The organism is Nocardioides dilutus, assembly GCF_054779555.1.
Genome location: NZ_BAAGYA010000001.1, coordinates 1609241 through 1631308, shown reverse-complemented (window position 1 = coordinate 1631308; position 22068 = coordinate 1609241). Strand labels below are relative to the sequence as shown.

Below are 22068 nucleotides of genomic sequence, written 5' to 3'. Positions count from 1 at the left end.
GACCGCCCGGCTGCGTTAAGCTCCCGCGACTCCGGCCGGTTCCGGGCCTGCCATGAACGCTGAGCCCGGGGTTTCGGATCGGAGGTCGTGGGCCAGCAGCGGCACACGGCCACCCCGCCGTTCCAGGGAGTCGCTGAGCGCGGCGATGAAGATGCCGCGACCGGGCCGGGCTGACCCGTTGACGACTACGTCGTTCATGAAGGCGCGGTCCAAGCGGGCCAAGGGGCAGCCAACGACCGCGGCCAGGGAGGCGTCCATGTCGAGCCTGGTCGTCACTCCGCACGACGGTGAGGGGTCGACGCCCACCACGCCGACCACGTCGAACCCACTCCTTTGGTAGTCGGTGATCTGGCGGACAACGCGACGTGCCAGGAGCCGGTAGCGGGCCGCGACGTAGAAGGTGAGAGCCGGACGACACAGCCGTACCACCGGGGTGAGCCACCGGCGCCCGTAGAGGAACAGGAGGTGTCGCTTCAGCACACCGCCCCAGACCAGTTGCTCGGGGCAGGGCATCTGGTAGATGCCGGTGCCGGCCCGCAGATAGATGTCGACAACCTCGTCAACGGCCCCCGGCCGGAAAGCACCACCGAGGTAGCGAGTGTTCTCGTTCAGTAGGCAGTGGGACAAGAACACGACCTGCCCGCTGCGCTCGTCCTGCAGGCTTGTCTGCAGCCTTCGGATACGTCGCTGTCGGGCGGCCGAGGTGCTGGGCAACCTCTCCATACCGTCAGCGTTCCGCCACGAGGCCTTGGGCGAGAAGGGCCGAAGTTCCCAACTGCCCTGGGTCACTTCGGCCAAGCAAGCGCGTGTGCATGGGTCGTCACTCGCGCTATGACGTACGCGATCGGCCCAACTCGCACTCTGACTGACCAGTCACGCGGTGCGCGGAGTTCTGCAGGTCAGCCGGCTGCCGGCCGGCAGGGGCTCAAGTACGACGCCGTGGTGGTTACGACGGGGACAGCGCGCCCGAGTGAGGTCGCCCAGAGCTCGGGACCGCAGAGCTCAGGACCGCGACACGACGATGACGGTCTTGTCGCCGGTGCGGCCGACGGCGTGCTCGAACGCCTCGGCCGACCGCTCGAGCGGGAAGTGGTCGCTCACCAGGTCGTCGAGGTCGATGCCGGTCGTCGCGAGCTCGATCGCCTGCGCGTAGGTGTCGTGCATCCGCCTGACCATCGCGAAGGTGAGCCCCTTGCGGCGCGCTGCGGCGGCCGGGAAGGAGGAGCGCGGGCTGGACGGGATGCCACCGAGCGCCACCCGCGCCCCGGGACGTGTGCACGCGACGGCGGTGGCGATCGCCTCGTCGGTGCCCGCCATCTCGACCACGACGTCCACTCCGCGGCCCGCCGTCACCCTCATGAGCTCGTCCTCGACGGCGTCCGGAGGGGCGGCCTCGTCCGCGCCGAAGCGCACGGCGGTCGCGCGGCGATGCTCGAGCGGCTCGGACACCAAGACCCGCCCGGCACCCGCGCGGCGGGCGACCGCGACCGCGAGCACGCCGATCGGGCCGGCCCCGACCACGAGGACGTCGTGCCCCGGTCGGACGTGTGCGTGCTTGACCGCGTGGATCGCGACGCCCAGCGGCTCCAGCAGGGCTCCGGCGTCGTCGCTCAAGCTGTCCGGCAGCGGCACCAGGAGCTCGTCAGGCCAGAGCAGGCGCTCCTGCAGACCGCCGTCGAGGGTCCGATGGCCGGCGAACCGCACGTCCGGGCAGAGGTTGCCCTGCCCCGCACGGCACCACTCGCACCGTCCGCAAGGGATCGCCGGGTCGACCGCCACGCGCCGGCCGGCGTACGGCCCGTCCAGCGCCACGCCGGCGAACTCGTGCCCCGGCACCACCGGCGCGTCGATCGACACCTCTCCGGTCCCGCCCTCGGCGTACCAGTGGAGATCGGACCCGCACAGCCCGACCGACGTGACGGCGACGGTGGACCACCCCGCCGTCGGTGCGGGCGGGCCGTCGGACTCCTCCACACGCAGGTCACCCACGGCGTGGAGCCTCACGACACGATGCACGGCCCCATCATCCTGGCCTCGCCCGTCGCCGCTGTCCGCTGAGAGCGTGAACGTGTCTGATCGGCGCGAGCCGGAGTCCGGACGAGGCTGCAGGCTCGAGGGACCAAGCAGAGCTCACGCCGCCGATCGGGAAGGAATCCCCATGTTCATCGCCATCCTCGACCTCCGTACCGCCCCCGCTGACCGGTCCGCTGCCCTCGCCCAGCTCGACGGTGAGCGCGACGAGATCCGCGCCATGCCGGGCAACCTCGACTTCCGCGTGTACGCAGCACGCGACGACGACGGTGCCGTCGCTGTCATCCACGAATGGGTCGACGAGACGTCGTTCTCCGGATACCTCTCCTCTGATGCGTTCGCCCGATCGGGCGCTGTGCTCCGCCCGCTGACCACCTCTCCCCCGGTGAGCCGGCGGTTCCGTGCCGACCTTCTCGAGACGGTCTAACCAGCACCGGCTCTAGGGTGAGCAGGTGCGAGGTGGTTCGTGACCCGCGAGGCATTTGCGTTCGCGAGGGACTTCGAGGCGGCCCCGCCCACGGAGCTCTGTGTTGACCGGCACTACCTGCTCTGCGCTTCCCGGGGCTCGTTGCGCTTGGAGGCGCACGGCAAGTCCTGGGTGCTGCCTCCCGCTCGCGCCGCCCTCATCGCCGCCGGTGAGCCGATCCAGGTCGCCATCCAATCGCCAGTGACGACGTCGTCGGTGCTGTTCGACCGGGACTTCGCTCCGCAGCCGCCCGCGCCGCTGACGGTGTTCGATCTCAACCCCCTGGCCAGGGCGTTGCTGTCGGAATGCGTCGAGTGGCCAGATGCGGCCGAGCCGCTGCCGCCGTACGCCCGAAGTCTGTTCGGTGCCTTGGCCGCAGTGACGTGGAGGCTGGCTCAGCACCCCAGCCCTGTCACCGTCCCCGCTGGTCAGTCGCCGGAGCTCCGCCGAGCACTGGTCCTGACCAACGACCGGCTGGCCGAGGATGTGCGGTTCGAGGACATCGCCCGCGACGTCGGCCTGACTCCGCGCTCACTGGCCCGCCGGTTCGAGGACGAGGCCGGCATGACCTGGCGCGCTGTGCTGCGGCGGATGCGGGTGTTGCGCGCCATCGAGGAACTCGCTGCCGGTGAGGACTCCGTCACCACCATCGCGCACCGGGTCGGATACACCTCCCTGTCGGCGTTCAACGCCGGGTTCCGCGACCTCACCGGTCGCACACCGACGCAGTACCGCGCATCATTCCTTCCCTGAACAGGGGGCTGGACCGCCGACAACCTCAAAGGCCTGTCGGATCGGGTCACACGTGGTGGTCCTTGCGCACCACTCGGACCGGTGCAGAGGAAGACGCGTGCCACGATGATCCCGTGATCCGGTCGCAGTCGCGGGGCCCGCGAAGGGCCTGAGCCGTGACCCATGAGGCGAGGCCGCGATGATGCTCGATCCGATGAAGGTGCAGATCAGGCCGCACGCCACGGAGGCCTACGAGCTGCTCGCTGTCCACCGGCGCCGCACGCTCGTCTCTCCGGAGGACGACATGTGGGCGACGTTCGCGGACCAGGCCGACCCCTATGCGCTCACGTTCGGTGAGCAGCTCGTGGGCCGGTTCTCCGTCGACCAGGACAACCAGCTGCACGCCTTCTACGTCGATGCGGACCATGAAGCGATCGCCGACCAGCTGTTCGTGCGCGTCCTCGACGAGATCGATATCTCCGCCGCCATGGCATCGACCGTGGATCCCACGTTCCTCTCACTCAGCCTGGCAGCCGGCGGCCGGGCTCAGCCGGTCGCGCTGATGTACGACCACATCGCGCAACCCGGGAGTGCCGAGCCGGTGGAGCTTCGTGTCGCAGCGACAGAGGATCACGCGGCCGCCGTCGCGTTCGACTGCGGCGCCACCGGTTCGCCAGAAGGCTTCCTGATGCCCTACGTGGCGGAGCGGATCGAACGCCGTGAGCTCTACCTCGTCGAAGCGGACGGCACGATCGTCGCGACCGGCGAGTGCCGGGAGGACACCCGGGCACCGGGCAACGCCCACCTGGGCCTCGTCGTGGGTGCTGAGCTACGCGGCCAGGGCATGGGCACTCGACTCATGCACACCCTCACGGAGCTCTGCATAGAGCGAGGCATGACACCTCGTTGTTCGACCGAGCCCGCCAATGTCGCCGCGCAGACGGTCATTCGGCGCGCCGGGTTCCGCAACCGCCACCGGGTCTTCAGGGTCGCCATGGCTCGCGGCAAGACGCCCGCATCATGACCGAGCGCTGCGGCGCCCGCTGACCCTCAGCTCCCACCGGCCGGCAGGGGCTCGAGGAGGACATCAGGGTGGTCGCGCGTTGTGGTCTTGGCACGCCACTCGTCGACGAAGAGAGCCAGGTGCGTGCCGTCGCTGCGGGCCAGGACCTCGACGCCCCGGATCCCCTTCAGTGCCTCGGCGCCTTCGGCGTCGGTGCGCCGGGCGACCGAGTAGTCGAGCCGGCTGAAGCGGATCGGAGCGTTGAACTCGTTGGTCATCCGGTCCTCGACCACCTCGAACTGCATCGGGCCGACCGCCGCAAGCACGGGGTTCTGGTCGCCGCGCAGGTCGGACCGCAGCACCTGCACAACTCCTTCCTGGTCGAGCTGCTCGATGCCCTTGCGGAACTGCTTGTAGCGGCCGATGTCACCGGCACTGGCGGTCACGAAGTGCTCGGGGGCGAACGTCGGCACCGGCGGGTACTCGATCGCGTCGCCGACGTACACCGTGTCCCCCACGCGCAGGGCCGACGCGTTGACCAGACCGATGATGTCGCCGGGCTCGGCGCTCTCGACCGAGGTCGTCTCGCGGCCGAAGACCGCCTGGGCGAACTTCGTCGCGAACGGCCGACCGGTCGTGGCATGGGTGACGACCATCCCGCGCTCGAAGGTGCCGGAGACCACCCGCGCGTAGGCGAGGCGGTCGCGATGGGCGGAGTTCATCCCGGACTGCACCTTGAAGACGAACGCACTGAACTCGTCGTCGACATGGCGGACCGAGCCGTCGACACCCTGGGTCGCAGAGGGCGCCGGCGCGATGTCGAGCAGAAGGTCGAGGAGCTGTGCGACGCCGAAGTTCAGCAGGGCAGAGGCGAACATGACGGGGGTCGTCTCCCCGGCGAGGAAGCGCTTCTGGTCGTGGTCGGCGTCGTCGAGGCCGAGCAGCTCGTGCTCCTCGACCGCCGCCGCCCACGCCTGCGCGTCGCTCTCGTCCACGTCCTCCGGCGCCATCCGCTGCTCCGGCGCCCTCGTGGCTCCCCCGGCCGTGCGGGTGTACTTGACGAACTCGCCCGTACGCCGGTCCAGCACGCCGCGGAAGTCGCCGGCCTCGCCGACCGGCCAGGTCAGAGGCGTGGGACGGAGCTTGATCTTCTGCTCGATCAGGTCCATCAGCTCCAGCGGGGAGAGGCCCGGGCGGTCCCATTTGTTGATGACCGTGATCACCGGGATGCCCCGCAGAGCGCAGACCCGGAAGAGCTTGAGGGTCTGCGGTTCGAGGCCCTTGCCCGCGTCGACCAGCATGACCGCCGAGTCGACCGCGGACAGCACTCGGTAGGTGTCCTCGGAGAAGTCGCTGTGGCCAGGCGTGTCGACCAGGTTGATCACGTGGTCGCGGTAGACGAACTGCAGCGCGGCCGAGGTGATGGAGATGCCGCGGGCCTTCTCCATCGACATCCAGTCGGACACGGTGGCGCGCCGCTCACCCTTGCCGTGGACCGCCCCTGCCTCGGTGATCGCCCGTGCGTGCAGCGCGAGCGCCTCCGTCAGCGTCGACTTGCCCGCGTCGGGATGGCTGATGACGGCGAAGGTACGGCGAGGGCGGGAGTCAGGCACCGCGCGAACCTAACGGTCGCGAACGTCGACACTCACATCAGCGGGCGGGCCAAGCCTGTTGGCTAGGAGCCAGTGCCGGGCAAGAGGGGCCGATGCCGCATCCCGGCTGACCGGGTGGAGGAGGGGACTGGCGAGGCGGTGTGCCACGTCCACGACCCGAAGGGCCAGTTCGCCCTCAACCAGTCGAGGGGCGGCGCAGGGCGATCCTGAGCCCGGTGGCGGGAGGTCAAGGCCGTGCGTTGGTAACTCAGCTTTCCCCCTGCCGCCGTCAGATCAAGGGAGGCTGCTCCCCGACTTCCTCGGAACGGCGGCGGAGATCTTCCTCCTCCTCGGCAGCGAGCAACCTCATCTGGTGGGGATCCACGTCGAACGAGGGACCGCCACCGTAGAACCTGTGTCGCGGCACTTCCTTGGACCTGGAATCCTTGGCGGCATCGACGCTCCGCTGGAGGGCGGCGAGGAGGTCCTGGACCTCGGGAGTCTCGTCCTCGCCGTAGGTGGACTCCCACGTTTGCAGCGTCGCACCAACCTCATCGATGCTCGCCTCGGCGGCCTCCCGACGCTCGCGCTCGGCGTCCAGCGCGTCCTGGATCGCACCCTCTTCCCGAGCCGCGGCAGCGACTCGCAGCGCCATCCCAAGAAACAGGCCTCCTCCAAGCAGGCCCATGGGCACGCCCACGGCCAACAAGGCGACGGACCACGTGTCGTCCTCCACGAAGAGCGAGACCACCGTGGCCGTGAGCCCGATCGCCACGAAGAACGCCGAGGGACCCCGGACAAGCTCAAACTGCCGAACCGCCTTGGACCACCGCGTCTGCACCGCCAGAGACCGGTACCGCGAGGTAGAAGCGCCGAGGGCCTGACGCACGTGAGCGGCGGCGTCCTCGTCGCCGTCGAGCTCCTTGAGGGTGGCGGCCTCGTCGCGGATGAACCTGAGGAGTCGCCGCCGCTCGGACACCGCGATCGTTGGAACGAGGCCGGCGAGCACGCCACCCAGCGCGCTGAACACGGCTACGAGGACGGCCGTCACCTCGCCACCTACTTCTGCTTGAACGCGCCGGACTGCACGAGCTGAACCAGGGTGATAGCGAGCTGGACGGCCGTCTTCGCCTCGACGTCGGTCGGGTCCGTCCCGGTGCCGTCGTCGCCGTGGCGATGGTGCTCCCCGTAGGCCAAGAGACGCATGAGGTCCAATACGGTCTCCACGCCCTCGGCGGCCGGCGCGTTCTTCTTGTACTTGGCGGGCCGGTGGTCGGTGACGGCGAACTCCCACCGTGAAGTGTCCTTGGCGGCGTTGGTGATCGCCCGGAAGATCGTGGCGCCCGGGTCGATGACCTTCTTCATGGCCACCTCAACGGCCCTGATCGACTCGCTCCAGGCGAAGACGTTGTTCTTCTCGTACCCGTAGGCGGCGTTCCATGCGTTGGTCAGGTGCTTCGACGCGGCATGGTCAGCGTTGGCCACGGTGTCCTTCACCTGCTCGATGACCGCGGCAGGCGCCCGCTCCTCCAACCCGGTTCCGTCGACGGTGACGCGGTACAGCGAGTTGCTGTTGTTCAAGATCTCGGTCAGACCGCCGGTCAGGTTGCGCTGCGTCTGAACCGTGAGGAGGTGATGGATGGTGTCCAGGTACCTCGTAGGGTCGCCATCGGCCCATGCCACGAAGGGGCTCCAGGCACCGCGAATGTTGGAGCGTGGGTCCGGCCATGGCTCTTGCCTCCACACGACGAACTCGAAGAAGTGCGAAGTGTGCTTAGTGAAGTGAGTCCTACACCAATCGTGGAGCCGGGCGCGAAGGTCTTCGGGCACGCCAGGGCGAGGAGCTTGCAGGGCACGCTCCTCCTCCATCCGACCCGGGGTCCAGTTCACGGGCAGCACGCTACGCGCTAGCGCCGGCGCCTCGGCCCGAAACGCCCCGGCGATAATGACGGCGCGTAGATGCCGATCCACAGCCACCGACCTCTGCGAGGTCCCGTGTGTGGCTGGGAGGCCAAAGAGGAAGGCCCGAGCCCAGAGTGCCGATCCCTCGACCACCGCCGGTCGTTCAGCACCGGAATGCTTCGGCCCCGCACCGAACTAGAGAGGGAACACCAAAGTGAAGGTCGTCGCGTAACGGCCTCGGTACTTTTCGTCCTCGTCCGTGGACTGACTGACCGTCAGCTCCAGGTCGAGCGCCGTACAGATCTCTCGCGCGGTAGCGAGTCCGATCCCAAGCCCACTCTGTTCCATCTCCTTTGCCGCCGCGGCCCGAAAGCCAGGCAAGAAGATCTGCGGTTCTTCTCGACGCTCGATCCGGGGACCTAAACTTGAGAATACAACCTGCACGTGGTCAGTTGTTTCCGAGAAGGTTATGGCTGCCTCGGATCCGGCAGGGGCGTACTTGACTAGGTTGTCCAACAACCCTTGGATGACAGCACCGACAGCGGCTGAATTGAGCGTAACTCGTTCGTGCGATGAGCCATTGATGTAGATGCGCAAGTCCTTTTGGCGCGCCTGCCAGTCATAGATCCTTACATACTTGAGCACGTGCGGATGCACCTGGAACGTGACCGGCGAACCCAGCGCTCGATTGATTTCTCGAAGGAATACTAGGGCATCCATCTTCACGAGCATCAGTTCCGTGGAGAAGTAGATCGCACCGAGATTGGGCTCGCTCTCCGCGGCTTCGACGACGGACTTACCTGGGTGGTTCTGAAGAAGAAGAGCTTCCGCGTGGCCCCTAACCAACTTGACGAGTTGCAGGAAATCGTGACTCTGATCCAAATTTGCTTCGAAGTCCTTGCGCAACTTCATTGCCAACGACTCATGCATCTCTGGATTCGTTTTGAGGTCATTCAGAATCTGCTCTTGGGCCAGACCAAAGTCCTTCAGAACAACCGTGCCCAGTTCACGGACTGCTGCGACCGCCGCTCTCAGTTGGCTGCCCTTGACTCGCATGTCGGGATACTTGCGAGATACGCTGCGCGCACGACGAGTCGTCATATCGTTGTCTGTGACAACAACGCCCAAGACGAGTCGTTCCTCATCCAGCTGCGCATATGAAACGCCAAATCTGCATTGAGTGACCTGGCCGACGGGCGTCTGTGTGTCGCGGGCACAGTCGAGTTTGGAGCAACGTCGACAAATCTCGGGCGCAGGCTTGAGCGCACCATCTTCGAAGCGCCCCGTGGCGTACGTCGGGTAGGGAAACAGTCCCCACACTGATTTCAGAGTAATCCCCCAACCCCAACACCGATACTTACAATTGTCAAGACCCGATCTACTACTTTCGGATCCTGAATTCGCGCTCTCAGGTAGCGCTCCAGGGCTGCAGTATTGCCGGTTCTCATTGCCCGCAACGCTTTGACCACAGCACGAGGGGCCAACGCGGCATTGTCCGCGAGTTCGCGGTTCATCGTCGCTATGTAATAGCCCTTGCTCAGCCTACGCAGAAGAAGCGCGTCCACCGTGTCCTTGTACTGAACGTATTCAGCATCCTTGTCCAGTACGTCGTCGGCCAGAAGCAGTATGTCGCGTCTAGAGATGTTTTGGGGCTGCGCTGAGTACATCACCACAAGCTGTGCAGGGTTTGATCTCTTGATGTGCTGAAGGATTCCCAACCCCTGATCCTTCGGGCTTTCATTCAACCCCACGCCTTGAATGTCAAGAAGGATGAGGTGATAGTGACCGTCCGTGAGCTGCGACAGATTCTTGATCTCGGGCCAACGCTCAACGTGGTAGCCGTCGCGTTCGAACAGCGTCCTCATAGGTGGTTCATGGTCGTCTATGACCAGTATTCGAGCGCGCTTACGCACCTGCTCCAGATCCGTGGCCCCATGCTGTGTCATGCGCGCAAGTCTGACGACTTCGCAGCCGTATTGGAACACCCGGTCCAGCCGCTGTGGCAAGGCCCGCGGGCAACACACGAAGGTCCCAGGTTGCCCAGACTCGAGTCGATGGTGGCACCCTGCCGCGTCACTCCCACTCGATGGTTCCGGGCGGTTTTGACGTGATGTCGACCGTCACCCGGTTGATCTCGCGCACCTCATTGGTGATCCGTGTGGAGATCCGTTCCATGACCTCGTACGGCAACCGCGCCCAGTCCGCGGTCATCGCGTCCTCACTGGTGACGGGGCGAAGGACGACGGGGTGGCCGTATGTCCGGCCGTCGCCCTGCACACCAACAGACCGCACGTCGGCGAGCAGCACGACCGGCATCTGCCAGATGTCGCGGTCCAACCCAGCGCGAGTGAGCTCCTCGCGGGCGATGGCGTCGGCCTCGCGCAGGATGTCGAGTCGCTCGCGGGTGACCTCGCCGATGATCCGGATGCCGAGGCCAGGGCCGGGGAACGGCTGGCGGTGCACGATCTCGGCGGGGAGGCCGAGCTGCTCGCCGACGAGGCGGACCTCGTCCTTGAAGAGCGTGCGTAGCGGCTCGACGAGCTCGAACTCGAGGTCGTCTGGCAGGCCGCCGACGTTGTGGTGGGACTTGATGTTGGAGGTGCCCGCTCCCCCGCCGGACTCGACGACGTCCGGGTAGAGCGTGCCCTGGACGAGGAACGCGACCTTGTCGCCGTCGTCGCCGGAGACCGCGTCCGCGAGGATCTCGCGCTCAGCGGCCTCGAAGACGCGGATGAACTCGCGGCCGATGATCTTGCGCTTATCCTCGGGGTCGGTGACGCCGACGAGTGCCTCGAGGAACTGCTTCTCGGCGTCGACGACCTTGAGGTCGACGCCGGTGGCGGCGACGAAGTCGCGCTCGACCTGCTCGGTCTCGGCCTGGCGCATCAGCCCGTGGTCGACGTAGACACACGTGAGCCGGTCGCCGATGGCGCGCTGCACGATCGCGGCGGCGACGGCGGAGTCGACGCCACCGGAGAGGCCGCAGATGGCCTGGCCGCGGTCGCCGATCTGGGTGCGGATCGACTCGATCTGCTCCTCGACGATGTTGACCATCGTCCAGGTGGGCCGGCAGCCGGCGATCTGGAGCAGGAAGTGCTCGAGCACCTTCTGGCCGTGCTCGGTGTGCAGCACCTCCGGGTGCCACTGCACGCCGGCGAGGCCGCGGTCGACGTCCTCGAACGCCGCCACGGGCGTGGCGACGGTCGACGCGAGGACCGTGAAGCCCTCGGGGGCGGCGGCGACCGAGTCGCCGTGGGACATCCAGACGTTGTGCTGGGCGGGTACGTCGGCGAGGAGCGTGCCGGGCTCGGTGACCGTGACCGGGGTGCGGCCGTACTCCCGCGCGCCGGTGTGGGCGACCTCGCCGCCGAGGCCTTGGGCCATCAGCTGGAAGCCGTAGCACATGCCGAAGACCGGCGTCCCGGACGTGAAGATCGCGGGGTCGACCGACGGCGCGCCCTCGGCGTACACCGAGGAGGGTCCGCCGGAGAGGATCAGCGCCTTCGGGTTCTTGGCGAGCATCTCCTCCACCGGCATGTGGTGGGGGACGATCTCGGAGTAGACCCGGGCCTCGCGGACGCGGCGGGCGATGAGCTGGGCGTACTGCGCCCCGAAGTCGACGACCAGGACCAGGTCGTGCTCGACAGGTGCCGTCATGGACCGAGCCTAGTGGCGCGACATCTCAGGAACGGGACCGGGACACGGCGCTGGCGAACTCCGCCAGTCGGACCGCGGCAGGCGGTGCGTCGTCCTTCCGCCAGGCCAGCGCGAGCCGCGACGAGGGGGCGTCCGAGACGGGCACGAACGCGAGGCCGGGCCGGCGGTATTCGTCGGCGAGCCCAGCCGGCACCACGTTGATGCCCCGACCGAAGGCGATCTCGGCCAGCCACTCCTCCAGGGTCCCGGCCTCGGTCGGGACGGACCGGCCGTCGCCGCGCCACTCCCGGAAGTACCAGAACGCCGCGAACACGGGGTCGGTGACGACCTCTGCCTCGAGCCAGGTCTCCTCGGCCAGCCGATCGACCGTGACCTCGGCCAGGCCGGCGATCGCATGTGTCTCCGGGACGATCGCGAGCAGCGGCTCCTCGGCGAGGACCAGCAGGTGCAGCCGGTCCTCGCCGGTGAACGGCGCCCGCACGAGGGCGGCGTCGGTCTCACCGGAGAGGAGCCCGGCGGACGGGTCGTCCCACTCGTACTGCCGCAGCTGCACCGTCACCTCCGGCACCTTGCGTCCGAACTCGGTCAGCAGCCGACGGGTCGTGCCGACCAGGGTGAAGGCAAGGAACCCCAGCCGCAGCACGGTGGCGCGCTGCTCGGAGATGCGCCGGGCCGTGGCGGTCACCGCGTCGCCCGCCTCGATCGCGGCGCGGGCCAGGGGCAGGAGCTGCTCGCCGGCGGGGGTCAGCTCGACCCCGGTGGACGACCGCTCGAACAGCGTCACCGACAGGCTGCGCTCCAGTGCCTTGATCTGCTGGCTCAGCGACGGACCGGCGATCAGGAGCCGCGCCGCGGCCCGCGCGAAGTGCAGCTCCTCGGCCACGGCCACGAAGTAGCGCAGCTGCCGCAGCTCCATGACCTGGGATGTTAGGCGCTGCCTCATGCCGGCGAGCAAGCAAGTCGTGGATCCAGCGGGTGGTGCGGCCTCACCTTGTTGATCGCCGCCCGGATCCGCCGGGCCGACGACAAGGAACCGACATGACCATCATCGAGACCCCCACCCACACGACCTTCGACCCCCCGCTCACCGAGCTCGTGCGCCGCGTCACCGGCCCCGTGTACGCCGGCGACGACCCGCGCGCCGCCGAGGAGGTGGCGACCTTCAACCTCGCGGTGGTGCACCGCCCCGCCGTGGTCGTGGGAGCCACGTGCACCGAGGACGTCGCGGCCGCGGTGTCCTGGGCGGTGGCCAACGGTCTGCCGGTCGCGGTGCACGCCACCGGCCACGGGCCGGTGCGCAGTGCGACCGGCGCCGTCATGGTGACCACGTCGCGGCTCGACCGCGTCGTGGTCGACGCCGAGCAGCGCACGGCCACGATCGGCGCCGGTGTCCGCTGGGCCGACGTGCTCGAGGCGGCGGCGCCGTACGGCCTGGCCGGTGTGAGCGGCTCCTCGTCCTCGGTCGGCGTGGTCGGCTACAGCCTCGGTGGCGGGATGGGCCCGCTGAGCCGGCAGTTCGGGTTCGGCGCCGACCAGGTCCTGGCGATCGAGATGGTGACCGCCGACGGCGAGGTGCGGCGCGTCGACGCCGACACCGACCCGGACCTGTTCTGGGCGGTGCGCGGCGCCCGCGGCAACTTCGGGGTCGTCACCTCGCTGGTGATCAGGCTGGTGCCCGTCGCGACGATCTACGGCGGCGCCGTGTTCTTCGCCGGTGACTCGGCGCGTGACGTGCTGCACTCGTTCCGCGCGTGGGCGCCGACGCTCCCCGATCGGACCAGTACCTCGGTGGCCCTGCTGAACTTCCCGCCGCTCGACGAGCTCCCGCCGATGCTGCGCGGCCAGTACGTCGTGATGCTGCGCTTCGCGCACAACGGCGACGAGACGGAGGGCGCCGAGCTGCTCGCGCCGATGCTGGAGTCCGGCACCGTGCTGCTCTCCGGCGTGGCCGCGATGCCGTACACCGGCACCGACGCCATCCACCAGGACCCGACCGACCCGATGCCGGTGTGGGAGAAGGGCGCACTGCTCCGCGAGCTGACCGCCGACGTGGTGGAGGCGCTGCTGGGGGTCGCCGGCCCGGGCGTCGCGCCGCCGCTGGCCATGGTCGAGCTGCGGCTGATGGGCGGTGCGCTCGGTCGGCAGCCGCGCGTCCCCAACGCGGTCGCCGGTCGCGAGGGCGCCTACTCAGTGCTGGCGCTGGGCGTGCTCGCGCCGGGGCTGGAGGAGCTCGTGCCGACCCTCGGCGGTGCCGTGCTCGACGCGCTCGCGCCGTGGTGCACCGGGACCTCGCTGCTCAACTGGCTCGGCGAGACCTCGGGCCCAGCCGAGGTGGCGCGGGCCTGGCGGCCGGAGGTGTTCCAGCGGCTTCGCGAGGTCAAGCGGGACGTGGACCCGGGCGACGTGTTCCGCTTCGGGCACGCGATCGGCGTCGGCTGACGAGCAGGCCGTTCGACGGCCGGTCGAGGGCCTTCGACCCTGGCCCCGGCCGATCGGGGCGGGCCACTCTGGAGTGGTGGGTAAGGGGACCCGAGATCTTCGTGGCTCCTCGACCGGCGAACGCGTCCTTGAGGTCGAGGCGTGGTCGCAGCAACGTCGCCTCTACCTCGACAACCTCAAGGTCCTGCTGGTCGCCGCGATCATCGCCGCCCACGGGATCGTCGGCTACGCGGACGTCGAGTTCTGGCCCTACGCGGAGATCCGGGAGACGACGCTCACCGAGCCGGCGACGATCGCGCTGTTCACCCTGATCGGGCCGATCGGTCTGTCCATGATCCCGCTGCTGTTCCTGGTCGCGGGCCTGCTCACCCCGCGCTCGCTCGAGCGCAAGGGCCCGGGGCCGTACGCGCGGGACCGACTGGTGAGGCTCGGCGTCCCGTTCGCCCTCTACGTCCTGGTGCTGTGGCCGCTGCTGATGTATCCCATCCACCCGCCGGGCGAGAAGCCCGGGTCCTACTGGGACGAGTTCGTCAGCGGCGGCGGCGGGGGCATGGACGCGGGCGTCATGTGGTTCGTCGGCGTGCTCGTGATCTTCTCGCTGGGGTACGCCGGCTGGGTCCACTGGACAGGCGCCCGGGGCGGTCGGCGGTGGGGTGGCGAGGTGACCCTGGGGCGGCTGCTGGTGCTCGCGCTCGCCGTGACGGTGGCGACGTACGTCGTCCGGCTGGTCTACGAGTACGCCGGCGACGAGTACCTCATCGACCTCAACGTCTATCAGTGGCCGCAGTGCCTGGCCCTGTTCGGCCTCGGCGTCGTGGCCGCCCGGCACGGGTGGCTGACGGCGGTCCCGGGCCGGCTCCACCGGCAGTGCCGCACGGCAACCCTGGTGGCCGGCGTCGCGTTCGGCACCTACATCGCGGCCGGGTTCGGCCTGGGCGTCTTCGACGAGGGCAGCTGGCGGGGCGGCCTCAATGTCGACGCGCTCGTCTTCGCCGCGCTCGAGAGCACCGTCACGGTGTTCGTCCCGGTGTGGCTCCTCGCGGTCGCCCAGCTCCACCTCGACCGCCCGCTCCGCTGGGCGCGACCGGCCGTCAGCCGGAGCGCCTACGGCGCCTTCATCCTTCAGGGTCTGGTCCTGATCGGGCTGGCGGTCGCGCTGCAGCCGCTGCCGCTCCCGGCCGAGGCCAAGGCCCTCATCGTCGCCGCCGGCGGCGTGGCCGGATCGTTCGCGCTCGCCTGGCTGCTCATCAAGCGCGTCCCCGGGGTGGGCCGCGTCCTCTGAGAGGGGGAACCCCAGATGGTCACCATTCACCACCATCGAGTGGACACAAGCAGCACTGCAGGTCCCCGGGCCACCTCGTGGCTCGCCCGGCTCGCGCTGGGAGTCGCGCTGCTGGCCGCGGCCCTGGTCGCCGCGACGCTGGTCGTCACGCCCCGGGCCCAGCCGGCCGACGTCTCCGCGACCACCTTCTCGGCGGACCGGGCGATGGCGGACCTCGAGGTCGTGGCGGCGGAGCCGCACCCCATCGGGTCGCCGGCCCAGGAGCGGGTCCGTGACTACATCGTGGCGCAGGCCACGGCGCTCGACCTGCCGGTCGAGGTGCAGCGCAGCGAGGCCAGCGGCGCCGAGAACGTGATCGTGCGCCTGCCCGGGTCGTCCGACACCGGCCTCGACGTCCTCATCACCGCCCACTACGACTCCGCGCCGGGCACGCCCGGTGCTGCGGACAACGGCATCGCGGTCGCCGCCATGCTGGAGACCATGCGCGTCCTGCACGCGCGCGGCCCCCTTGCCAACGACGTGGTGTTCCTGTTCACCGACGGCGAGGAGAAGGGACAGACCGGCATCGCGGCGTACGTCCGCGCCCACCCGGACGCGGACCGGGTCGCGGTGGCCTTCGCGTTCGAGGGAATGCCCGAGAGTGGTGGCACCCAGCTCCGCACCACCACCCCCGGTGACGAGTGGCTCGTCGGTGAGCTCGCGGACGCGTCACTGCCGGTCTTCGCCGACTCCGCCCTCAACACCTCCGACCGGGACCGCATCGGCAACGACTTCGCGGCGTTCGCCCCGGCGGGCATCCCCGCCGCGGAGTTCATCACCGACGGCGACGTCGTGCGCTACCACAAGGCAGGAGACAACGTGGCGGCCGTCGACCCGGGCGTGGTCCAGGACCACGGCAACACGATGGTGGCGCTGGCCGAGCACTTCGGAGACCTGGACCTCTCCGCCGCGCGGATCGCCGACAGCGACCTGGTCTTCGTCTCCGTGCCGGTGCTCGGGCTCCTGGCCTACCCGATCTGGCTGGCCCAGGCGCTGGCGGTCGTCGCGGCCGTCGCGTTCCTCGTGGTCGTGGGGGCAGCCTGGCGGCGTCGCCTGGTGAGCGGCAAGCATCTGGTCTGGGGCACGCTCGTGATCCCGGGCCTGGTCGTGGTCCTCACCGGGCTGGCGTGGGCGGTCTGGCAGCAGCTCCTGGCGATGAACCCGGAGTCCGAGGAGACGCTCCACTACCCCGACTTCGAGAAGAGCACGACGGCGATGGCGGTGATCGTCGCGGTCGCCGCGCTCGCCTTCGTCGCGGTCTGCCACGTGCTCGCCCGGCGGATCGGCGTCCTCGTGCTCGCCGCCGGCTCCTTGGTGTGGTGGACGCTGCTGGCCCTGCTGCTCGCGATCGGCGAGCCGCTGTTCAGCCCGGTCGCCCTCTGGCCGCTGGTCGGCGGTGTCGCGGCCGTGGCGGTCACATCGTGGGTCCGGCACCCGTGGGCCCGCGTCGGTCTCCTGGCGCTCGCCGCGATCCCGGGACTCGTCGTCGCCGTGCCGCTGATGATCCTCGAGACCCTCAACGTCCAGCAGGGACCCCTGGTGGTCGTGTCGGTCTCGATGCTCCTGCTGGGCAGCCTGCTGCCCCAGCTGCTGCTGGTCACCGGCCGGCTGCGGCCGCCAGTGACTCGGCGAGCCCGGCTCGCGGGCGCCTAGTCTGTGGGCCGTGGCCACCGAGAAACCTGCCCGCGGTCGCGGGCAGGTCATCGCTGAGGCGCTGGTCAACCACCCGTACGTCGTCGCGGCGTCGTTCCTCCTGGCGGCGGCGGCGTCCGCGGTGACCGTCTGGCAGTTCGCCACGGGCGACGACGCGCCTCCGGCCGAGGTCGTCGTGAAGGAGAGCCCGCAGGTCGCACCGACCTCGGACCTGGTCACCACGTTCGAACCCGCCGACCCGATGGTCACCCAGTTCGTGCTGCCCGCCTCGGTCCCGCTCGACGAGATGCCGTTCAGCCCCAACTTCTGCACCCCGGAGGTCCTGGCCTGGCTGGCCGACCACGGCACCGAGCGGCAGCGCACCTGGATGCTGTCGATCCGCAGCGGGTCCTCGGGCGGATCCAACATGCTGGCCGTCACCGACCTGCGCCTCGAGTCCGAGGTCGACGACAGCGAGCCCGCCGAGCCGTCGTTCGTCTTCGACTGCCCCAGCGCCGGCGCCGCCGACTTCGTCCGCGGCACGCTCGAGCTCGAGGACGGCGCCGTCGTGACCAACGACGAGACCGGCCAGCCGCTCGCCCTCAACCTGGCGCCGGGCGAGGTGATCCAGGTGGAGCTCCACTTCAGCGGGACGTCGGGCGCCCAGGCGCCGCTCGTCGCCGACGTGGCCAGTGGCGCCGACGTCCACACCGAGGTCCTCGTCCCGGAGGGGGAGCTCACGCTGCCCCCGCTTGGGCGGTACGCCGACGTGGTCGTCGCGCTCGGCACGGAGCCCGGCATGTTCCTCTGCTACCGCGCCGACGGCAGCGAGTTCACCGACTGCGACGCCGCCGCCATCGCCCAGCTGGTGGCGGCTGCGGGCTCCTGACGGGCCGGGCGGTATTGGTCTGAACACCGGCCCTCCCCACTGCGTCTCGAGACGCGTCGACGCCCTCCTCGGCTTCGCAAGCTCAGCCGAAGGCGTCGTGAAAATGCACCAGGGCCCGGCCGGGGAGGGAGGGTGGCCGGGCCCTGATCGTCCACGCACTGCGGACAGCGCTTGGACTCTTCGGGCCGGCCTGAAGGAGGGAGCAAGACGACCGACCCACTGCTCCAACGACGCCCCGGAGGCCGGGTTACGTCGGTTTCTGAGAAGAAATACCGGGAGTATGGAGCGGTCTGGACCGGAGCGTGGGCTGAGCGTGGCGGTGGGGTCGGTTCCAGCCCCTCCTTGCGAGGTCTCGACGACGCTCGCTGGCGCTCGCTGCTCGACCAGCGAGAACTAGGAGACTCCGACGATCGGGAGGCGCAGGGCGCCGGGAGCGCCCTCGGGGACCACCGGGTGGGCCGGGGAGACCGGCGTGAGGCGCTGGTAGGACTCCCCCAGGTCGGGGCGGGGGTCGGGCTCGCCCTTGTTGGGCCAGAAGGCCATCGCGCGCTCGGCCTGGGCGGTGATCGTCAGGGACGGGTTGACGCCGAGGTTGGCGGAGATGGCCGAGCCGTCGGCGACGTGCAGGCCGGGGTAGCCGTAGACGCGCTGGTAGGGGTCGACCACGCCGGTCTCGGGCGAGTCACCGATGGCGCAGCCGCCGATGAAGTGGGCGGTCAGCGGCATGCCGAACGGCTCGCCGATGTTGCCGCCGGCGGTGCCGCCGAGGTGGGCCGCGATCCGGCGTACGGTCTCGTTGGCCACCGGGATCCAGGTCGGGTTGGGGGCGCCGTGGCCCTGCTTGGAGGTCATCCACCAGGTGCCGAACGGGCCCTTCTTGCCGTACGTCGTGATCGAGTTGTCGAGGGTCTGCATGACCAGCGCGATGACGGTCCGCTCCGACCAGTGCTTGAAGTCGTAGAGGTCGAGGATGTTGGACCGCTGCTTGACCATCTCCTTGAGCCACGTGCGGATCCGGGTCTTGCCGCCGGTCGACGGGTCGAGCGCACCGTCGGTGAGCACGGTCTGCAGCATGGCCATCGTGTTGAAGCCCTTGCCGTAGCGCACCGGCTCGACGTGGGTGTCCGCGTCGGGGTGGAACGACGAGGTGATGGCGACGCCGTAGGTGTAGTCGGTGGGGTCCGTCTTCGGGGCGATGGCGCCGAGGATCGACTCGGAGTTGGTCCGCGACAGATACCCGAGCCGCTCCGAGAGCCGGGGCAGGTGGCCCTCGTCCTTCATCCGGTGCAGCAGCTTCTGGGTGCCGAGCGAGGCGGCCGCCATCACGACGTGCTCGGCGGTGAGGACCTTCTGGCCGCGCTTGGACTTGGCCTTGGTGAACTTCACGCGTACGTCGTAGCCGCCGCCATCACCAGAGCGCGGCGTGATCCGGGTGACCGTGGTGAGCGGCAGCACCGTGGCGCCGTTCTGCTCGGCGAGGTAGAGGTAGTTCTTGACCAGGGTGTTCTTGGCGTTGTGGCGGCAGCCGCTCATGCACTCGCCACACCGCAGGCAGGTGTTGCGGTCCGGGCCCGCGCCGCCGAAGAACGGGTCGGCAACCTCCTCGCCCAGCGCCTGTCCGGGGCCGCCGAAGAAGACGCCGACCGGGGTCGGGTGGAAGGTGTCGCCGACCCCCATGTCGCCGGCGACCTTCTCCATCACGTCGTCGGCGGGCGTGCGCACCGGGTTCTCGACGACGCCGAGCATCCGCTTGGCCTGGTCGTAGTAGGGCGCCAGCTCGGACTTCCAGTCCGTGATGTGGCTCCACTGGGGGTCGTTGTAGAACGGCGGGAGCGGCTCGTAGAGCGTGTTGGCGTAGACCAGCGAGCCGCCGCCGACGCCCGCGCCGGCCACGATCATCGTGTCGCGCACGGCGTCGATGCGCTGGATGCCATACATCCCGAGCGCGGGGGCCCAGAGGTACTTCTTGATGTCGGCCGTGCCGTTGGAGAAGTCGTCGTCGTTGAAGCGCGCGCCGGCCTCGAGTACGCCGACCCGGTAGCCCTTCTCGGTCAGCCGCAGAGCGGTGACCGAGCCGCCGAAGCCGGAGCCGACGACCAGGACGTCGAAGTCAAACGTCGTACCCGTGGTCATGCCCGGCCCAGCTTCTTCATCAGCCGCAGGTTGGCGGTCATGACCTTGCCGTAGGTCTCGTCGCTCATCCCGAGCATCGGCGAGAACCGGATCAGCCGCTGGGTGGCCACCGACTGCGTCTCGGTGTAACGGTGGATGCCCTCGCTGCCCTGGCGGCGGCCCATGCCGGACTGGCGCATGCCGCCCATCGGGGAGTCGATGCTCGCGAAGGTGGCGCCGAAGGCCTCGTTGATGTTGACCGTCCCGCACTTGATGTGGCGCGCCATCGCCCGCGCCCGGCCGCCGTCCTGGCTGTAGATCGAGGCGTTGAGGCCGTACTCCCCGTCGTTGGCGCGGGCGACGGCGTCCGCCTCGTCGTGGAAGCGGTAGAGCGAGATGACCGGGCCGAACGTCTCCTCGCCGAAGCAGGTCATGTCGGGCGTGACGCCCTCGAGGATGGTCGGCTCATAGAAGTAGGGGCCGAGGTCTGGCCGCGCCTTGCCGCCGGTGAGCACCCGGGCGCCCTTGGCGACCGCGTCGTCCACGTGACGGACGACGGCGTCGAGCTGCTGCTGGGAGATCAGCGAGCCCATGTCGTTGCCCCACTCGAGGGTCGCGCCGAGGGTCATCGCCTCGGTGCGGGCCACGAACTTGTCGACGAACCGGTCGTAGACCTGGTCGGCGACGAACATCCGCTCCATCGAGACGCACAGCTGGCCGGCGTTCGAGAACGAGGCGCGGACGGCGCCCTCCGCGGCCTTGTCGAGGTCGGCGTCGCGCAGGATCAGGATCGGGTTCTTGCCGCCGAGCTCGAGCGAGCAGCCGATCAGCTTGTCCGCGCAGCCCTTGGCGATGATCTTGCCGGTGGCCGTGGAGCCGGTGAAGCAGATGTAGTCGGAGCGGCCGATGATCTCCGGGCCGAGGTCGGCGCCCGGGCCGGCGACGACCTGCCACAGGTCCTTGGGGAAGCCGGCCTCCTCGAGCAGCTGGGCGCCGAGCAGCGCGCTGAGCATGGTCTGCGCGTCGGGCTTGGCGACCACCGCGTTGCCGGCGAGCAGCGCCGGGATGCCGTCACACAGCGCCATCGTGAACGGGTAGTTCCAGGGCGAGATGATGCCGACGACGCCCTTGGGGACCCGGTTGACCTCGACCCTCGTCAGGCCCGGGACCACGCCGAGCTTGCGCTTGGTGTCGAGGTGCTCGTGCGCCGTACGCCCGTAGTAGCGCGCGGTCAGCGCGATGTGCATCGGCTCGTCGAATGCGTGCTTGCGGGCCTTGCCCGACTCCCACACGATCAGGTCGATGATCTCGTCCTGGCGGTCGAGCACGAGGTCGTGCAGCCGCAGCAGACACCGCGCCCGCTCGTCGATGCTGGTGCGGGACCACGCGACCTGCGCCTTGCGGGCCTTGCTGAACGCCTCGGCCACGTCGACCGGCGTCGACTGCGGGATGTGCGCCAGCGGCGCCCCGCTCAGCGGCGTCTCGACCGGCACTGTCCGGCCGCTGCTCGCCACGATGCGGCGGGTGAGGTTGTCGACGTAGTCGGGTTCGAGCGCGTACGCCGCCCGCGGGTCGTGCTCGGGGTCAGCCGGCCCCGAGACGAGGGGGCCACCAGCAGGGGTCTGCGCGCTCATGGAGCGAGCGTAGGGGCGCGTGACGCGCATTACTACCGTCGAGTAGGTCACTGTGGCGCTTTACACACGGGGTTCTAGTGTCAAGTCGCGATGCCGGGGGGACAAGCGAATGCCCACGGCGCGAGTCCGGGGTGCTGTCGGATGCGTATGGCCCGAAGGGGTCACTCCCGGAGTGGCCCATGCGCACGGGAAAAATGGCCTCGTCGCAGACTTCAGTATCAACCCCGCCAACGCGATCCTTGTGAGCAACGAACACGAGGCGGCGGAGCCGGCGCGGACACACATCAATCACGAAGACATTCGGACTGATTCGCTCCTCCGCTCTACGACTGGAACCGGTCGTTGCCGCTCACACGGGGGAAGCATGCGTACAGCGTTTCGAACTGTCCTGCCAGTGGCAATTGCGGTCCTGGTGACGTCTGGTGTGGGGGCCGCGACCGCGGCGACCGCAATCGACCTGGACACATCTGCTCCGGTGTTGTCGGACTTCGACTTCAGCCCGAAGACCGTCGACGTCAACGACGGCGCTAAGCAGGTCACCGTCTCCGCCCACGTCACCGACGCGACGGGTACGACCGCCCCGACGCTGCTCCTGGATTCGGACTCCACCACGCAGACCGCAGGGTTCGGATCGATGACCCTGACCTCCGGCACCGCC

At 69.2% G+C, this 22068-nt stretch carries 19 protein-coding genes; 8 read left to right on the top strand and 11 right to left on the bottom strand.

Going from position 1 to position 22068, the window contains the following annotated elements; all coding sequences use genetic code 11:
- Positions 1-15: 15 nt before the first annotated feature.
- Both ACYVC6_RS07965 and ACYVC6_RS07960 read right to left on the bottom strand, forming a co-directional pair.
- On the bottom strand, positions 16-723 hold the full coding sequence (locus ACYVC6_RS07965; protein WP_460712702.1) for a hypothetical protein: 708 nt from the start codon (positions 721-723) through the stop codon (positions 16-18).
- A 279-nt stretch (positions 724-1002) separates the two neighbouring features.
- A complete protein-coding gene (locus ACYVC6_RS07960) occupies positions 1003-1989 on the bottom strand; it encodes a zinc-dependent alcohol dehydrogenase (protein WP_460712700.1) in 987 nt (328 codons plus the stop codon).
- Between the two features lie 169 nt (positions 1990-2158).
- On the opposite strand from ACYVC6_RS07960, the gene ACYVC6_RS07955 reads away from it, so the two are divergent.
- The 3 genes from ACYVC6_RS07955 (at position 2159) to ACYVC6_RS07945 (ending at position 4253) form a co-directional block, all read left to right on the top strand.
- On the top strand, positions 2159-2458 hold the full coding sequence (locus ACYVC6_RS07955; protein WP_460712698.1) for a putative quinol monooxygenase: 300 nt from the start codon (positions 2159-2161) through the stop codon (positions 2456-2458).
- A 39-nt stretch (positions 2459-2497) separates the two neighbouring features.
- A complete protein-coding gene (locus ACYVC6_RS07950) occupies positions 2498-3250 on the top strand; it encodes an AraC family transcriptional regulator (protein ID WP_460712696.1) in 753 nt (250 codons plus the stop codon).
- A gap of 193 nt (positions 3251-3443) precedes the next feature.
- The gene (locus ACYVC6_RS07945) at positions 3444-4253 is read left to right on the top strand and encodes a GNAT family N-acetyltransferase (protein WP_460712694.1); all 810 of its coding nucleotides are present in this window, start codon (positions 3444-3446) and stop codon (positions 4251-4253) included.
- Between the two features lie 26 nt (positions 4254-4279).
- Here the strand turns inward: ACYVC6_RS07945 and ACYVC6_RS07940 are convergent, their stop codons facing one another.
- The 7 genes from ACYVC6_RS07940 to ACYVC6_RS07910 all read right to left on the bottom strand — a co-directional run bounded on the left by ACYVC6_RS07940 (position 4280) and on the right by ACYVC6_RS07910 (position 12299).
- On the bottom strand, positions 4280-5845 hold the full coding sequence (locus tag ACYVC6_RS07940) for a peptide chain release factor 3 (protein WP_460712692.1): 1566 nt from the start codon (positions 5843-5845) through the stop codon (positions 4280-4282).
- A 268-nt stretch (positions 5846-6113) separates the two neighbouring features.
- Positions 6114-6875 (bottom strand): hypothetical protein, encoded by a 762-nt coding sequence (locus ACYVC6_RS07935; RefSeq protein WP_460712690.1) that lies wholly within the window; start codon positions 6873-6875, stop codon positions 6114-6116.
- Positions 6876-6883: 8 nt separating this feature from the next.
- The gene (locus ACYVC6_RS07930) at positions 6884-7714 is read right to left on the bottom strand and encodes a hypothetical protein (RefSeq protein WP_460712688.1); all 831 of its coding nucleotides are present in this window, start codon (positions 7712-7714) and stop codon (positions 6884-6886) included.
- Between the two features lie 207 nt (positions 7715-7921).
- The gene (locus ACYVC6_RS07925; protein ID WP_460712686.1) at positions 7922-9046 is read right to left on the bottom strand and encodes a sensor histidine kinase; all 1125 of its coding nucleotides are present in this window, start codon (positions 9044-9046) and stop codon (positions 7922-7924) included.
- A 5-nt stretch (positions 9047-9051) separates the two neighbouring features.
- Positions 9052-9591 (bottom strand): hypothetical protein, encoded by a 540-nt coding sequence (locus ACYVC6_RS07920; RefSeq protein ID WP_460712684.1) that lies wholly within the window; start codon positions 9589-9591, stop codon positions 9052-9054.
- A gap of 208 nt (positions 9592-9799) precedes the next feature.
- Entirely contained in the window at positions 9800-11383 is a 1584-nt protein-coding gene (gene guaA, locus ACYVC6_RS07915) for a glutamine-hydrolyzing GMP synthase (protein WP_460712683.1), read from the bottom strand.
- A gap of 25 nt (positions 11384-11408) precedes the next feature.
- A complete protein-coding gene (locus ACYVC6_RS07910) occupies positions 11409-12299 on the bottom strand; it encodes a LysR family transcriptional regulator (RefSeq protein WP_460712681.1) in 891 nt (296 codons plus the stop codon).
- A 122-nt stretch (positions 12300-12421) separates the two neighbouring features.
- Between ACYVC6_RS07910 and ACYVC6_RS07905 the strand changes: the two genes are divergently transcribed.
- The 4 genes from ACYVC6_RS07905 to ACYVC6_RS07890 all read left to right on the top strand — a co-directional run bounded on the left by ACYVC6_RS07905 (position 12422) and on the right by ACYVC6_RS07890 (position 17664).
- Positions 12422-13822: an FAD-binding protein gene (locus tag ACYVC6_RS07905; protein ID WP_460712679.1), complete on the top strand. Its 1401-nt coding sequence runs from the start codon at positions 12422-12424 to the stop codon at positions 13820-13822.
- Between the two features lie 76 nt (positions 13823-13898).
- Entirely contained in the window at positions 13899-15104 is a 1206-nt protein-coding gene (locus tag ACYVC6_RS07900; RefSeq protein WP_460712677.1) for an acyltransferase family protein, read from the top strand.
- A gap of 39 nt (positions 15105-15143) precedes the next feature.
- Complete coding sequence (locus tag ACYVC6_RS07895; protein ID WP_460712675.1) at positions 15144-16796, top strand: M28 family peptidase; 1653 nt, start codon at positions 15144-15146, stop codon at positions 16794-16796.
- Positions 16797-16806: 10 nt separating this feature from the next.
- Positions 16807-17664, top strand: coding sequence for a hypothetical protein (locus tag ACYVC6_RS07890; protein WP_460712673.1), 858 nt, complete (start codon positions 16807-16809; stop codon positions 17662-17664).
- A 393-nt stretch (positions 17665-18057) separates the two neighbouring features.
- Here ACYVC6_RS07890 and ACYVC6_RS07885 read toward each other — a convergent pair whose 3' ends face one another.
- A complete protein-coding gene (locus tag ACYVC6_RS07885; RefSeq protein ID WP_460712671.1) occupies positions 18058-19797 on the bottom strand; it encodes a GMC oxidoreductase in 1740 nt (579 codons plus the stop codon).
- Positions 19794-21410: a succinic semialdehyde dehydrogenase gene (locus ACYVC6_RS07880; RefSeq protein WP_460712669.1), complete on the bottom strand. Its 1617-nt coding sequence runs from the start codon at positions 21408-21410 to the stop codon at positions 19794-19796. The genes ACYVC6_RS07885 and ACYVC6_RS07880 overlap by 4 nt, the downstream gene beginning before the upstream one ends.
- A gap of 394 nt (positions 21411-21804) precedes the next feature.
- Between ACYVC6_RS07880 and ACYVC6_RS07875 the strand changes: the two genes are divergently transcribed.
- A partial coding sequence (locus tag ACYVC6_RS07875) for a hypothetical protein (protein WP_460712667.1) occupies positions 21805-22068 on the top strand: 264 nt, incomplete at its 3' end.

Coding starts and splice junctions, on each gene's coding strand:
- ACYVC6_RS07905 (WP_460712679.1), top strand. CDS start 12,422: ATGACCATCATCGAGACCCCCACCCACACGACCTTCGACCCCCCGCTC.
- ACYVC6_RS07910 (WP_460712681.1), bottom strand. CDS start 12,299: ATGGAGCTGCGGCAGCTGCGCTACTTCGTGGCCGTGGCCGAGGAGCTG.
- ACYVC6_RS07945 (WP_460712694.1), top strand. CDS start 3,444: ATGAAGGTGCAGATCAGGCCGCACGCCACGGAGGCCTACGAGCTGCTC.
- ACYVC6_RS07955 (WP_460712698.1), top strand. CDS start 2,159: ATGTTCATCGCCATCCTCGACCTCCGTACCGCCCCCGCTGACCGGTCC.
- guaA (WP_460712683.1), bottom strand. CDS start 11,383: ATGACGGCACCTGTCGAGCACGACCTGGTCCTGGTCGTCGACTTCGGG.
- ACYVC6_RS07885 (WP_460712671.1), bottom strand. CDS start 19,797: ATGACCACGGGTACGACGTTTGACTTCGACGTCCTGGTCGTCGGCTCC.
- ACYVC6_RS07965 (WP_460712702.1), bottom strand. CDS start 723: ATGGAGAGGTTGCCCAGCACCTCGGCCGCCCGACAGCGACGTATCCGA.
- ACYVC6_RS07920 (WP_460712684.1), bottom strand. CDS start 9,591: ATGAGGACGCTGTTCGAACGCGACGGCTACCACGTTGAGCGTTGGCCC.
- ACYVC6_RS07880 (WP_460712669.1), bottom strand. CDS start 21,410: ATGAGCGCGCAGACCCCTGCTGGTGGCCCCCTCGTCTCGGGGCCGGCT.